At 48.9% G+C, this 13,782-nt stretch carries 12 protein-coding genes and 1 other RNA gene; 12 read left to right on the top strand and 1 reads right to left on the bottom strand.

Features of this window, described 5'->3' with window-relative positions; all coding sequences use genetic code 11:
- Positions 1–13 precede the first annotated feature (13 nt).
- Positions 14–811: an NAD(+)/NADH kinase gene (locus HMPREF1863_RS00740; protein ID WP_068366277.1), complete on the bottom strand. Its 798-nt coding sequence runs from the start codon at positions 809–811 to the stop codon at positions 14–16.
- 57 nt (positions 812–868) lie between these two features.
- Here HMPREF1863_RS00740 and HMPREF1863_RS00735 point away from each other — a divergent pair, with 57 nt between their 5' ends.
- From HMPREF1863_RS00735 to carB, 12 genes are all read left to right on the top strand, one after another.
- Positions 869–1,723, top strand: coding sequence for an RluA family pseudouridine synthase (locus HMPREF1863_RS00735; RefSeq protein WP_068366274.1), 855 nt, complete (start codon positions 869–871; stop codon positions 1,721–1,723).
- A 224-nt stretch (positions 1,724–1,947) separates the two neighbouring features.
- A complete protein-coding gene (locus HMPREF1863_RS00730; RefSeq protein ID WP_068366271.1) occupies positions 1,948–3,075 on the top strand; it encodes an acyl-CoA dehydrogenase family protein in 1,128 nt (375 codons plus the stop codon).
- A gap of 65 nt (positions 3,076–3,140) precedes the next feature.
- On the top strand, positions 3,141–3,962 hold the full coding sequence (locus HMPREF1863_RS00725; protein WP_068366268.1) for a phosphate/phosphite/phosphonate ABC transporter substrate-binding protein: 822 nt from the start codon (positions 3,141–3,143) through the stop codon (positions 3,960–3,962).
- Between the two features lie 56 nt (positions 3,963–4,018).
- Entirely contained in the window at positions 4,019–5,185 is a 1,167-nt protein-coding gene (locus HMPREF1863_RS00720; RefSeq protein ID WP_068366265.1) for a cobalamin-independent methionine synthase II family protein, read from the top strand.
- A complete protein-coding gene (locus HMPREF1863_RS00715) occupies positions 5,175–5,681 on the top strand; it encodes an OsmC family protein (RefSeq protein ID WP_068366262.1) in 507 nt (168 codons plus the stop codon). Before HMPREF1863_RS00720 ends, HMPREF1863_RS00715 begins: the two co-directional genes overlap by 11 nt.
- Before the next feature lie 65 nt (positions 5,682–5,746).
- A non-coding RNA gene (ssrS, locus tag HMPREF1863_RS00710) (6S RNA) lies at positions 5,747–5,925 on the top strand.
- A gap of 204 nt (positions 5,926–6,129) precedes the next feature.
- The gene (locus HMPREF1863_RS00705) at positions 6,130–6,780 is read left to right on the top strand and encodes a hypothetical protein (protein ID WP_068366259.1); all 651 of its coding nucleotides are present in this window, start codon (positions 6,130–6,132) and stop codon (positions 6,778–6,780) included.
- A 223-nt stretch (positions 6,781–7,003) separates the two neighbouring features.
- Complete coding sequence (gene pyrB / locus HMPREF1863_RS00700; protein ID WP_068366256.1) at positions 7,004–7,927, top strand: aspartate carbamoyltransferase; 924 nt, start codon at positions 7,004–7,006, stop codon at positions 7,925–7,927.
- On the top strand, positions 7,908–8,603 hold the full coding sequence (locus HMPREF1863_RS00695; RefSeq protein ID WP_068366254.1) for an iron-sulfur cluster-binding protein: 696 nt from the start codon (positions 7,908–7,910) through the stop codon (positions 8,601–8,603). Before pyrB ends, HMPREF1863_RS00695 begins: the two co-directional genes overlap by 20 nt.
- Positions 8,578–9,474 carry a dihydroorotate dehydrogenase gene (locus HMPREF1863_RS00690; protein WP_068366251.1) on the top strand — a complete coding sequence of 299 codons (897 nt, stop codon included), beginning with the start codon at positions 8,578–8,580 and terminating at the stop codon, positions 9,472–9,474. The genes HMPREF1863_RS00695 and HMPREF1863_RS00690 overlap by 26 nt, the downstream gene beginning before the upstream one ends.
- A gap of 11 nt (positions 9,475–9,485) precedes the next feature.
- The gene (locus HMPREF1863_RS00685; RefSeq protein ID WP_068366249.1) at positions 9,486–10,526 is read left to right on the top strand and encodes a carbamoyl phosphate synthase small subunit; all 1,041 of its coding nucleotides are present in this window, start codon (positions 9,486–9,488) and stop codon (positions 10,524–10,526) included.
- An 8-nt stretch (positions 10,527–10,534) separates the two neighbouring features.
- Positions 10,535–13,759 (top strand): carbamoyl-phosphate synthase large subunit, encoded by a 3,225-nt coding sequence (gene carB / locus HMPREF1863_RS00680; RefSeq protein WP_068366246.1) that lies wholly within the window; start codon positions 10,535–10,537, stop codon positions 13,757–13,759.
- Positions 13,760–13,782: the final 23 nt, after the last annotated feature.

Genomic DNA, 13,782 nt, shown 5'->3' with positions numbered 1-13,782 from the left:
GAAAGGGCTTTTTTTAGAGGAATTTACTTTTAATATTTTCCCAGTAATTATTTTCGAAGACGAGTTTATTTATGCGCTTATCCGAAAATTTAATATTAATGCGTTTAAACTGGGAGTAGCTGTGTTCTCTCCCGTCGATTAAAACTAAATTGGAATTGGCGTAGCGCCGTTCGGGCACGAGACTGATCACGTGATGGCCGGGGAAGACGATAGTGGACTTCATGGAGCGGTAGCTGGATGAGGAAATCCCGGCGAGGGGCGTCATGGCCATGGCGTTTACTTCAGGATGAACGAGACTTCCCCCAAGGGAAAGATTGTAGCCGCTGGTTCCCGACGGCGTCGCCACCAACATGCCGTCCCCTGAAAATTTCTCCAAGTGGTTGCGGTCCACGAAAATATTCATGTGAATAACTTTGGAGTTTTGCGCCTTTAAGACGATTTCGTTAATGGCCTGAGCATAGAACTTTTTCTGATTGGTATAAATTTCCGCGCTTAAAATAGGAAGCTGTTCCACATGATAGCGATTATTTTTATAATCCTCGATAAAGTCGTCGAGTTTCTCGGGATTAATCTCCTGGTAAAACCCCAAATGCCCCGTATTAATGCCGACGATAGGCGTTGCGGCAAACTTCGTACGGTTCACCGCCTTAATAAAAGCGCCGTCGCCGCCGACGGTAATGGTTAGTGCGGCCTTCGGATTTAAAGTGGTGGTAGGATTAAAGTGGTGTTCCTTTAATTTCTGAATCAGATTTTTCGTCGTGCGACGACTTTCAAAATTTGAATTCGAAATAATATTAATGATCTTATTCATAGTCACCTCCGTTCTTGAAATGTAACTCATATAATATGGTAAATGAAAAGAGGAAAAATGAAAAGCGATGACCGGTTAAAATTAAAAATTGACAAAGATTTTAAACGCGCCGACGATTTTTTAAAAAGAGCCGGCTTTTCCCATAGCCTGATCAAACGCTCTTTCCGAGGCGGCCGAGTCAAGAGGGAAGGGGAAATACTTTTTCGCACAAGTCCTTTAAAAGCGGGGGACAGGGTGATCGTCGAGTTTGCAGAGGAAAGTAGCGATCTTTCCCCAAGTCCTTTCCGCCAAAACATACTCTTTGAGGACGAAGATCTTCTCGTGATTGAAAAGGGTGTGATTCCCTCCATGCCCTGCAGAATGTATCCTACGGAAACTCTGGCAAATGAAATCGCCGGCTATTTTGATTCCATCGGATTAAAACGGAAAGTACGTATGCTGGGAAGATTGGATAAAGAAACGACCGGCGTCATGGTGGTGTGCAAAAATCCCTTCGCCTATTTAAAACTGTTAGACCGCCATACACAAAGCAAAACCTATGTGGCCCTCGTGCGGGGAAAAGTCGCCGAAAGGGGAACGGTGGATGCGCCCATGGGCCCCGGCGACAAATCCCTGGTGCGCGTCGTGCGAAAAGACGGGCAACGGGCCGTCACCCATTACGCGCCCCTGGAGATCGGCGAAAACTCCCTTCTCGAATTGACGCTGGAAACGGGGCGATGCCACCAAATTCGCTGCCACATGGCCTACATCGGCCACCCCATCGTCGGCGACGAACTTTACGGCGGCGGCAAGGGTGGCGTGCACCTCCACGTCGCCTCCGTAGACATTTTCCATCCGCGCACGGGAAAGGCCATAACCTTTCGCTCCGAGGTGCCGAAAGATTTTATGAATGGCGGCGGTAGTGATCTATAGAAAGAACCTATACGAGAATAGTTATATTTTAAAATAAAATATATACAGTTTAAATGGCTTAGAACTGTCATTTATGAGGGAAAAATTCAAAAGTCGAAAAATAATGCCGTTGAAGCATTCCATAAAATCTGTTAAAACTGTAATTAGTTTGTAGGGTTTCTTTTTTCCACGATGGAAACGATTCCCGTACATACCGAAATGAACTTATTTTTAAGGAGGAAACTATGGAATATTACAACGGAGCAAAGGAATTTGCTGCAAAACACATTGCACCTATCGCACGCGATCTTTCCGAAAAACCGGAATTCCCGAAAGCTGTCTTCGAAGAACTTAAAAAAGAAGGCTATTTAAAATTATTAATCCCTAAAGAATTAGGCGGCTTAGGCGGCGACATTTACGATCACTCGGAAATTATTCGCGCTTTTTCCGAACAATCGGCAACCGTGGGTTTAACCTACATGATGCACAATGTTGCGTTAAATATCGTGTTAAACGCCGGAAAAGATGAATTAAAGAAAAAAATTGTAAAAGAAGTTATTGAAGAAGGCAAAACTCTTGCCCTCGCATATTCCGAATCGGGAAGCGGCGTAAGCTTCTATTATCCCGAAACAACGGCAGAAAAGAAGGGCGACAAATGGCTCCTTAACGGCTCCAAGAGCATGGTAACTTCTGCAGAATACGCATCCTACTACATGGTCATCGCTAAAACCGGCGAAGGCCGCGCCGACACCGACAATTTCTGCGTGCCCATCGAAAGTGACGGCTTGACCTTTAAAATGGAACGCTGGAACGGCATCGGCTTAAAAGGCAATGTGTCCTGCCCCATGTATATGGATAATGTGGAAATCGACGAACTTTATCGCACCGGCGACAACACATCCGGTATGGAACAAATCCTTACCCTCGTCGCGCCCTTATTTATTCAAGGCCTCGCCTCGGTTTACAGCGGATTAAACGTCGCCATTTCCAACGAAGCCATTATGCACGCAACGGACAGAACCTTCCCCGACGGAAGCAAACTCTCCGAAGTAGACACGATCAAACACCATATTTCCACCATTTACAACAACGCCTTTGCAGGTGTTTCCGCAACGCGAGAAGCTGCTATGGCCGCACGTCGCGGCGATGCAGACGCCCTTCCGAAAATTCTTTCCGCGCGCGTTATCGCCATCGAAAATGTAACGGAAAGCGGCAAGCTCGGTATGCAAGTGGGCGGCGGCCGCGCATACAGCCAATTCAGAAACTTCGCTCACTATTTTGCAGATGCCCTCGCAGGACAAGTTATGGCGCCCAGTCTCGACATTTTACATCAATGGATCGGCAGCGTCTTAACCGGACAAATGATTCCGTAAAAATTGGGTATAAAAACGAGCGAAGGCGTATGCATCGCTCGTTTTATTTTAGAAAGGATTAAATAATGACCAAAACATTAAAAGTCGGCGCCGTTATTTACGACCCGAAAGTAACCGTTATTTGGGATATGATTCGTCAATACATCGAAGATCAAGACATGGACATTTTAATCGAGCCTGTGTTCTTCGACGATTATCGCCATCAAATTAAAGCCCTCGTAGCGAAAGAAATCGACGTGGCGTGGAATTCGCCCCTCGCCAATCGGGAAGCGGAACTACGCTTAGGGGACAAAATTAAATACGGCTTAATGCGCGATACGGACAGAGATCTCCATACCGTCCTCGTGGCCAAAAAAGGCAGCGGTATACAATCCGTAGCGGATGTCAAAGGTAAAAAAATTGCCTTCGGCGCCATCGATTCCCCTCAAGCTCGCCTCATTCCCATTCAATTTTTACGGGAACAAGGCCTTGAGTTCGGTAAAGATTACGAAGAAGTGCGCTACGACATCGGCGTAGGCCTCGACGGCGACCACACCGGCGGCGAACTCGACGCCGTTAAATCTGTAGAAGCAGGCGACAATGTGGCAGGCTTCGCCATTGAAGGCAACTTTAACGCATGGGTGAAAGACGGCACCATCGACGGCAACCAATTGGAAGTCATCGGCAAAACCAATTTATTCGACCACTGCATTTTCACAGCTCACGAGGATGTAGCCGACGAAGATTTGAAAAAATTCGACGATGTCCTGCTCACCATGGATTATTCCAGAGAACGGGACAAAGAAATTCTCGACTTGGAAGGCCTGAAAAAATGGGTTCCCGGTCGTACCACTAATTTTGAAGAAATTCGTAAAGCAGTAGACTATATGAACTTCTTTGAAATCTAAGAAGCCATTTGAGAGCCCGCCCATAGAGGGTGGGCTTTCCTTATTAGGAGGTATTCATGTTTGAAGTATCCCTTATGGGCTCCATGCCGCGAGGCAATGCCCTGTTAAAAGCTGTCCGCGACGTGGACAAGGGCCGCATGAGCAAAGAGGATTACGACGCAATGGTGGAAGACGCCACGGAAAAAGTAGTAAAGCTTCAAGACGCATACGATGTGGATTACATTACCTGTGGCGAACTTTCCAGAGACAATTACGTGTCCTTTATCGCCGGCGCTTTAGGCGGCGTCAATATGATGAGCATGAGCGATATGCTCCCCTATATCGAAAACAAAAAAGCATACGAAGACATGCTTTCCATTTTGGACGTGCCTGCCAACAGCATAAAAAATGCTATTTGCGCCGGAAAAGTCACCCGAGACAAACCCCTGGTGTTGGAAGAACTTCGGGCCATGAAGCGCATGACGAAAAGCAAAAAGAAAATCACCCTTCCCGGGCCCTATCTCGTAACCCGCTCCATGTGGCTTAAAGGCCTTTCCGACAATTATTACAACTCAAAAGAAGAGCTCGGCGCCGATGTAGTGGCCATATTCAAAGAGGAAATTCGCGAACTGCAGGAAGAGGGAGTGGAGATCATACAATTCGACGAGCCCGTGCTCACGGAAGTCGTCTTTTCTCCTGAACACACGCGCACCTTTATGTGCGCCTCACTTTCGGAAAAGAAAGACCCTACGGAAGAGCTGATTTTCGCCACGGGCTTAATTAAAGAAGTATTGGCGTCGGTGGATCGTGAGAAATCCCGCGCCGCTCTCCACGTTTGCCGGGGCAATTGGAGCAAAGACGAAACCATTCTTTTGACGGGCTCCTACACCCCCCTTCTCGAACTTTTCGAAGCGGTAAAGGCGGATATTTATTTTCTGGAATATTCCACCGATCGGGCAGGGGATATTGCATCCCTTTTCGAAAACAAGAAAATTTTCGAACACGCCACCCTCGGCCTCGGCGTCATGAACCCGAGACAAGATGCCACGGAATCGAAAGAATCCATTATAAAGCGAGTGGAAGAGGTTATGGACTATTTGCCGCCGGAGAAAATCATGCTCAATCCCGATTGCGGCTTCGCCACCTTCGCCAAAAAGCCGGTGAACGAACTGGAACACATCGAGGAAAAACTCGCCGTCTTGGAATCGGTTAAAAAAGAATTGAGAAACCGCTATGGACAATAAGACGACCCTCTCCTCCGCGGCGAAGCGGGAAGAAAAACCGGCGGAAGCCCGCTATTTTGAAATGAGCATGCGGGGGACCTATCCCGATTTAAAAGATGTAAAGCTTTACACCGATCGCGTAGAACTTTTAGTAGGCAACGCAGTCAGCTTCGACAACGAGTACGAAAAAGTGACGAGCATGTCCTATTTTTTAGGAAGTCTACTTTCCTCCATACTTTTTATATCGGTAAAAGAACTTAAGTCAAAAGGCGTCCTTCTCGACGAAATTGAAGGGCTCGTTCGCGCCAAGCTTACCAATCCCTTGCGTATGATCCCCGTGAGAGGCTACGACGACCCCGCCGACATCGAGGAGATTCAGGTAAAGTTGTTTTATTACGGCGACGGCGATCCCGAAACAATGAACGAGATGATTCGAAAGGCACAGGAAGCCAACCCCATTTACCGATTGGTTTCCGACGCGCGGCCCATCGAGCTTCTCATCGAATGGGTGCTGTAGATCTGAAAGTGAAAACTACATCGCCTTGATAAATATGAAACACCGTATTATAATATAGATAAGAAATTTTCCTGCCCGGTTCGATTACTTCTGTTAATTCAACCGACAAATCAGACACGGGAAATCGTGTTTAGTTACCTATAACAAGCCTCCACTGAGTGGAAGTTAGAAGTAGTTAGCAGATTACCCACCTTATATTAAGGGCGGGTCTGAATTATATGAAGTCCGGCCGGGCGGGATTCCAAGATCCGGTTCGCCGGATCTTTTTTTATTTTTAAAATAATTTGTGCACATTATCTTAGACAAAATATAAATCTTTATTTATCTATTTGTAACCTTGCAGGGCGAAGCAAGTTGTAAATTAAAATTAACAAGCGGTATTTACGTTGAGTGCCGACGGAAACATACATAGAACGAAAATATCATATGAAATAGAAGGAGGTTTGAAATGAAGAAGTTATTTATTGTTACCGGCAGCCTGACGCTTATCGTCCTCGTAGCAATTTTTTCCGTGATGCCTTACTACTCGATTGCGAAAGGCAAGTGGAAACAGCCTTGCTTAAAAACGGCGCGGAATTTTATTCTAAATGATTTTCACGACTTTGTTCCAATCAGGGAGTTGAGAACCAGTAATTTGAGCAAGGATTCTGACACACTTCGACAATTTATGAAAGACAAACGAGAAATGAACCGGTATCGATGTGAAACCGTAGGACGGAAGGCCGTTTTAAAAAAGGCGAAAGTTGAGGATGAAAAATTTATCGACAACGGCGACGGAACCTATGATGTCATCGTATCGTTAGATCTTACCTTTGACGACGGCAAGGAACGCGCATCTATCAACGATGACTATAAGGTACACATGATCATTGAAAATGGACAGCCTAAAGTTCAGGCTGCCATGAGCAATGACACCTCGGCTTCTTGGTTAATCGATGGAGAAAATGGAATTAAAAGCGACCAACTGGATTATAGTTGGCAACTTCCGGGAAAGAAGAATAAGAAGGCCTCCGCGCCCTACGATTTGGAAAAGGCGAAAAAAGAACTGAAAGCCGATCTCGAAGCACCGCCGTGGCCGGGAGGAAAAGATGAAATGTGAAACACTGCTCGAAGGACACCAAGTGCCTTCGGGCTTTTTCTTTTCTCTTATATTTTTCCTTGACGAAAGGGCGCCAGGGGCGTAGACTATTTGTAGACAAGATACTTTTAATTTAGTGCGAGACACTAAAAAGGTTGCAAAATAGAATATACCTTTCCCCAAAGGGAAGGGTCTCTCTTTGTGCCTTTTATCCCTGATAAAAGCTTTTTTTATAGGAGGCCGTATGCTCAGACATTTTATAGAATCGAGTGACTTCAACGAGAGAGAGTATGATGATTTATTTAGACTGGCAGCAGATATTGCAAAAAATCCATCGTCTTACGCCCATGCGTGCGACGGAAAGATTTTAGCCAGTCTTTTTTTTGAGCCCTCGACCAGGACGCGCATGTCCTTCGACGCCGCCATGTACCGTTTAGGCGGACAGGTGCTGCACTTAGGCGATGTAAAGGTGTCGTCTATGGCAAAGGGCGAAACGGTAAGGGACACCCTCCACATCGTGGATCAATACGCCGACATTTGCGCCATGCGCCATCCCGTGCCTTATACTCAATCGGAAACGGTAGGCGTTCTCGAAAATATGCCCCTCATTAACGCCGGCGACGGCGATCACGCCCATCCGACCCAAACCTTGGCGGACATTTTCACCATTCGCGATCAAAAGGGAAAATGGTCGGGTTTAAAAATAGGCTTTTGCGGCGATTTACGTTACGGACGCGCCGTTCACTCCCTCTACAATTTCTTAAACGATTACGATAATGAATTTGTCTTTATCGCGCCGGAAGGCTTGGAAATGCCGACGATCTATTTGGATCACGCCAAATGCCCTTATAAAGAAGTGGACGATTTAAAAGGGGAGATCGGCGAGTTGGATGTTCTCTACATGACCCGCGTGCAAAAAGAACGGTTCTCTAGCGAGGAAGAGGCGGAACGCTACAAGGGCAGCTACTTTTTAAATCCCGAGGTTATGGAAAGTGCCTCCGAGGACTTAATTGTGCTCCATCCCCTTCCGCGAGTAGATGAAATCGACGCGGCCATCGACGACGACCCGAGGGCGCTCTATTTCAAGCAGGCGCGAAACGGTATGTATATGCGCATGGCCCTGATCCTAACCCTATTGGAGGCGAAAAATGCAGCTGCTGGAAAATAACGACTTAGGCGACGGTCTGTATGTGTTGCGCTTCGCCTACGACGGCGAGGCAAAGCCCGGCCAGTTTTTCATGCTGAAGCCAAAGGACCATTCCAAATTATTAGGACGCCCCATTTCTGTGTTTTCGTTAAGAGAAGGGATTCTCTCCTTTTTAATAAAGACCGTCGGCGGCGGCACGGATGCACTAAAAAAATTATTGCCGGGAGATGCGATCCAAACGGAGGGGCCTTTCGGAAACGGCTTCCCCGCCATTGAAGGAGATACTCTTTACATAGGCGGCGGCACGGGCATCGCCCCTTCCCTTCATTTACTGGAAGGAGATACAGAGGAAAAATTGAAAGTCGCCATCGGTTTACGGGAGCGAAACCCGAAACTCGAAGCAATTTATGCGCCCTACGGCGATCGGGTAAGGTTTTATATCGGAAATAATATTTTCGACGAATTGACCATCGACGACGAGGTCATCTTTACCTGCGGCCCGCGGCCTATGATGGAAGGCGCGGTGAAGCAGGCGAAGGGCGACGTGTATGTGTCCTTAGAATCGCGAATGGGTTGCGGATTCGGCGCCTGCCTCGCCTGCACCTGCGAAGCGGGAGGCGAGCGAAAACGCATTTGTAAAGACGGGCCGGTATTTGAAGGGAGGGCGGTATATGCTAACGACCACGCTTTGCGGTAAGACACTTAAAAATCCCCTTATCGGCGCGTCGGGAACTTTCGGTTTCGGCGAGGAGTACGCTTCCTTTTACGATCCGGCACTGACGGGCGCCATTTCCACAAAGGGGCTGACGCTGAATCCCAGGCCTGGGAATAGAGGCATTCGCATCGTGGAGACCCCTTCCGGGATTATGAATTCCATCGGCTTGGAAAACCCCGGGGTGGACGCTTTCATCGAAAACATTTTGCCCGACATGCGCAAACGAGATACGGTGATTATGGCGAATTTAGGTGGCCACAGCGTAGAGGATTATCTGATCGCCACGGAAAAATTAGACGGGGCGGACATCGACATGATCGAGCTGAATATTTCCTGCCCCAATGTTAAAAGCGGCGGCATGGCCTTCGGCCTTCATTGCCAGGATGCGGCGGCCATTACGAAAAAAGTAAAAGCCAAAACCCGCCACCCGGTGATCGTCAAGCTTTCTCCCAACGGAGACAATGTGGCGGATCTCGCCAAGGCCTGCGAAGAAGCGGGAGCCGACAGCGTGAGCCTCGTCAACACCTTTCAGGCCCTTGCCATCGATGTGAAAAATAAAAAGCCCATGTTCGACAATGTCTACGCCGGACTTTCGGGGCCCGCCATTTTTCCCATTGCCCTGCGCATGGTGCGGGAAGCGTCGCGAGCCGTCAATATCCCCGTGGTGGGCATCGGCGGCATCGCCTCGGCGGAGGATGTACTCGCCATGATCATGGCGGGAGCGCAAGCCGTGGAAATCGGAACTATGAATTTAGTCGAGCCCGGTATTATACCGAGGCTTTTAGATGAGCTGGAAGAGTATATGAAAGAAGAAGGTATCGAATCTCTCGATGCCATTCGCGGAATCATTTAGAGGAGGGGCAAATGTATATTCAATTAGAAGACGGAGCTGTCTTTAAAGGCAAGCAGTTTAGCGGAAGTAAGGAATCGGTAGGCGGAAAGCTCATGGTATTTTCCGCCATGATCGGCCACGAAGAAGTTATGACCGATCCAAGTAATTTAGGGCGCATTTTGCTCTTTACCTATCCCCTCGTCGGCGGTTACGGCATGAATTTTGAAGATAATCAAGCCGAGGGACCCACGATTTCCGCTTTTATTTGCCGCCGCGCCATGGATGACGCGACGAATTTCAGAAGCGAAATGAATTTAAAAGAATACTTAGATTACTACGATGTGTTGGGAATCGAGGAAGTGGACACTCGCGGCCTCGTACGCCATTTAAATGAAAACGGCGCCCAACGGGCGGTTATTACCGAGCGGCTGTTGACCCCTTCTGAAATGGAAGAATTTTTTGCAGAACAAAACCCCAACACCATCGAAGCCGTATCCACTATCGAAGTGACGGAAATCGAAGGGGAAGGGAAGACCATCGCCCTTTGGGATTTCGGCGTAAAAGACGGCATCTTGGAAAAGCTGAGCGACGAAGGCTACCGCATTATCGTCTACCCGGCCATGACCAATTACGAAGATATTTTAAAAGACAATCCCGACATTTTATTCCTAAGCTCGGGCCCGGGCTTTGCCGCTCATTACCTGGACATCGTTCACGACGTAGGGCAAATGCTCGGCAAGCTTCCCATTTACGGCATCGGCCTCGGCGCGGAATTTTTAGGCCTCGCCCTCGGCGGCGTCTTGCAAAAATTAAATAAGCCCCATGCCGGCGCATCCATTCCCGTAAAAGGAGAAGAGGATCGGGTGTATATGACGAGCCAAAACCACGATTACTATATTGAAAACTTGCCGGATTCCGTCGCGGTAACCTACACCCACGTAGGTGACGGCAATGTGGAAGGTTTTTGGAGTAAAGAACAAAAAGCGTACGGCGTCTTATTCGATCCCTTCGGTCTACCGGGGGCGACGGATTTATTGGACGAACAATTAAAACAATTAAAAGAGCTGGCTTAGGAGGCATCATGGATAGTAAAAAAGACATTAAAAAAGTACTCGTCATCGGTAGCGGCCCCATCGTCATCGGTCAGGCCGCCGAGTTTGACTACTCCGGGACCCAAGCCTGCGAATCCTTAAGAGAAGAAGGTGTGGAAGTCGTCCTCGTCAACTCCAATCCCGCCACGATTATGACCGATAGAGAAGTGGCGGATAAAGTGTATATCGAGCCTTTGACGGTGGAGGTCATCGAAAAAATCATCGCCAAGGAACGCCCCGACGCTTTAATCGCCGGCATGGGCGGCCAAACCGGCCTCAATCTTTCCATCGAACTCTACGATTCCGGCATTTTGGGAAAATACGGCGTCGACATTATCGGCACCTCCATTCCCTCCATTAAGCGCGGGGAAGACAGAGAGGAGTTCCGCCAATTAATGGAAAAAATCGGCGAGCCCATTATCGAATCGAAAACCGTGGAAACGGTGGAAGACGCCGTAGCCTACGCCAAACATATCGGATACCCTGTCGTCGTGCGCCCGGCCTTTACCCTCGGTGGAACCGGCGGCGGCATTTGCGAAACGGAAGAAGAACTCCACACCATCGCCCACGCCGGGATTCACCTTTCCCGCGTCGGCCAAGTCCTGATCGAAAAATGCATTACGGGCTGGAAAGAAATCGAATACGAAGTGATCCGCGACTCCAAGGGCACCTGCATTTGCGTCTGCAATATGGAAAACATCGACCCGGTCGGCGTGCACACCGGCGATTCCATCGTCGTGGCGCCGACACAAACCCTGACGGATGTGGAACACGGCATGCTTAGAGAAGCCGCCTTCCGCATTATCGAAGAAGTGGGAATCGAAGGGGGCTGCAATGTGCAATTTGCCGTCGAGCCCAACAGTCTGCAATACGCCGTCATCGAAATCAACCCCAGGGTGAGCCGCTCATCGGCACTGGCATCCAAGGCCACGGGCTACCCCATCGCCCGCGTGGCGGCGAAAATCGCGTTGGGTCTCGGCCTCGATGAAATCGAAAACAAAGTGACGGGCACCCCTTCCATGGCGTTCGAACCTTCCATCGACTACGTGGTCGTCAAACTTCCCAAATGGCCCTTCGATAAATTCTTTAACGCCGACCGAAATTTAGGCACGAAGATGATGGCCACCGGGGAAGTTATGGCCATCGGCTCAACCTTTGAAGTAGCCCTATTAAAAGGGTTGCGTTCCCTGGAAATCGGTGCCTTCAGCTTGCTCCACCCACGCTTCAGAAACATGGACATCGCCACGCTGAAAGAAAACGTCAAGCGTCCGAACGACGAGCGGCTGTTCTACCTGGCAGCTCTTGTAAACACGGGCTACGACATTTCCCGCCTTTCCAGAGAAACGGGTATGGACGCCTACTTCCTCCGCATTATTAAACACATCGTCAATGTGGAAGCGGAGTTAGAATCCATGAAGAAAGAAGATTTAAACGAAGACAAACTTCGCGAAATGAAGCAAATGGGCTTTAGTGACGAAATCATCGCCTCCCGATTAAATGTAAGCGAAAACTTCGTAAGAGAACTTCGTAAACTCTTCGGAATTCACGCCCGCTACCGCAAGGTTGACACACAAGGCGGCCTCGCCGACGCCCGCGTCAATTACCTTTACTCGGTTTACGAAGGGGAAGACGAATCGCCTGTAACGAAAGACAAAAAGCGCATTATCGTCATCGGCAGCGGCCCCATTCGTATCGGCCAAGGGGTGGAATTCGACTACGCTTCCGTACACTGCGTCAAGACGCTGCGCAAAGAAGGCTACGAAACCATTATCATCAACAACAATCCCGAAACTGTGTCCACGGACTTCGACATTTCCGACAAATTATACTTCGAGCCCTTGACGGCGGAAGATACGCTGAACATTATCGAAAAGGAAAATCCCGACGGTGTGATTCTTCAATTCGGCGGCCAAACGGCCATTAAACTCGCCGGTATTTTCAAAGAAAAAGGCGTGCCCATTTTAGGTACCGATCCCACCGCCATCGACCGGGCGGAAGACCGGGAAAAATTCGATGCTATGCTGGAAGAATTACATCTACGCCGCCCGAAGGGCATCGGCGTTCACGGCGTGGAAGAGGGAATGGAAGGCGCAAAATCCATCGGCTATCCCGTACTCGTGCGCCCCTCTTACGTCCTCGGCGGCCAAGGCATGGAAATTTGCATGAATGACGACGATCTCCGCTACTATCTGGAAGAATCCTTCGCCATGGAACCGAAGCGCACGGTGTTAATCGACCAATACATCGAGGGCATGGAATGTGAAGTGGATGCCATCTCCGACGGCACCGACGTCTACCTCCCCGGCGTGATGGAACACTTGGAGCGCGCCGGCGTCCATAGCGGCGACTCTATCAGCATCTATCCCAGCCGCAACATCAGCCCGAAAATGGAAGAGGAAATTTTAGACGCCACGAAAAAAGTGGCCCTCGCCCTCGACGTCATCGGCATGATCAACATCCAATACATCATCAAAGACGAAACCCTCTACATGATCGAAGTGAATCCGAGAAGCTCGCGAACCGTGCCCTATCTCTCCAAAGTAACGGGAACCAATATTACGGAACTTGCCACCAAAGTGATGCTCGGCAAATCCTTAAAATCCATGGGATACTCGACGGGCATCGGCAAACTCAGCAAATTAACCTGCGTCAAAATCCCCGTGTTCTCTACGGAAAAACTTCATAGAGTGGAAGCTTCTCTTGGGCCGGAAATGCGCTCTACCGGCGAAGTCTTAGGCGTCGGCGCAACGGAAGAAGAAGCAATGGCCAAGGGCTTTATGGCGGCGGGAACGGATATTACCAAGCGCATGCGCAATGTCCTTTGCACCATTCGCGATCGGGATAAAGAAGAATTCCTTCCCATTGCGAAAAATCTCGAAGCCGTCGGCGTTCGCTTCCTCGCCACCAAAGGCACGAAATCCTTCCTGGAAGCAAACGGCATCGCCGCCGAAGAAGTACGCCGCATCGGCGAAGAATCGCCAACCATGATCGACCTGATTCAAGAAGGGGAAATCGACATGGTATTTAACACGCCGACAAAGGGCAACGACTCCAAGCGCGACGGCTTCCTGATTCGCCGAAACGCCATCGAATGTGACGTGGAACTTTTCACCAACTTAGATAAGGCGAAGGTATATGTGGAAACCCTGCAAAACAATCCTTTGGAAGACGACGTTACGATCTACGAATTAGACGACTATTCCAAGGAGGCGTGATTTACAGCTCCTGAAATCGGGTA

Origin of the sequence: Aedoeadaptatus coxii (genome assembly GCF_001553115.1) — a bacterium.
Classification (GTDB): domain Bacteria; phylum Bacillota; class Clostridia; order Tissierellales; family Peptoniphilaceae; genus Aedoeadaptatus; species Aedoeadaptatus coxii.
The sequence above is the reverse complement of the archived record's forward strand: the minus strand, read 5'-3'. Positions and strand labels throughout refer to the sequence as shown.

What these genes read in the sequence shown, in the direction of transcription:
- HMPREF1863_RS00740 (WP_068366277.1), bottom strand. Translation starts at nt 811, where the DNA reads ATGAATAAGATCATTAATATTATTTCGAATTCAAATTTTGAAAGTCGT.
- HMPREF1863_RS00735 (WP_068366274.1), top strand. Translation starts at nt 869, where the DNA reads ATGAAAAGCGATGACCGGTTAAAATTAAAAATTGACAAAGATTTTAAA.
- HMPREF1863_RS00730 (WP_068366271.1), top strand. Translation starts at nt 1,948, where the DNA reads ATGGAATATTACAACGGAGCAAAGGAATTTGCTGCAAAACACATTGCA.
- HMPREF1863_RS00725 (WP_068366268.1), top strand. Translation starts at nt 3,141, where the DNA reads ATGACCAAAACATTAAAAGTCGGCGCCGTTATTTACGACCCGAAAGTA.
- HMPREF1863_RS00720 (WP_068366265.1), top strand. Translation starts at nt 4,019, where the DNA reads ATGTTTGAAGTATCCCTTATGGGCTCCATGCCGCGAGGCAATGCCCTG.
- HMPREF1863_RS00715 (WP_068366262.1), top strand. Translation starts at nt 5,175, where the DNA reads ATGGACAATAAGACGACCCTCTCCTCCGCGGCGAAGCGGGAAGAAAAA.
- HMPREF1863_RS00705 (WP_068366259.1), top strand. Translation starts at nt 6,130, where the DNA reads ATGAAGAAGTTATTTATTGTTACCGGCAGCCTGACGCTTATCGTCCTC.
- pyrB (WP_068366256.1), top strand. Translation starts at nt 7,004, where the DNA reads ATGCTCAGACATTTTATAGAATCGAGTGACTTCAACGAGAGAGAGTAT.
- HMPREF1863_RS00695 (WP_068366254.1), top strand. Translation starts at nt 7,908, where the DNA reads ATGCAGCTGCTGGAAAATAACGACTTAGGCGACGGTCTGTATGTGTTG.
- HMPREF1863_RS00690 (WP_068366251.1), top strand. Translation starts at nt 8,578, where the DNA reads ATGCTAACGACCACGCTTTGCGGTAAGACACTTAAAAATCCCCTTATC.
- HMPREF1863_RS00685 (WP_068366249.1), top strand. Translation starts at nt 9,486, where the DNA reads ATGTATATTCAATTAGAAGACGGAGCTGTCTTTAAAGGCAAGCAGTTT.
- carB (WP_068366246.1), top strand. Translation starts at nt 10,535, where the DNA reads ATGGATAGTAAAAAAGACATTAAAAAAGTACTCGTCATCGGTAGCGGC.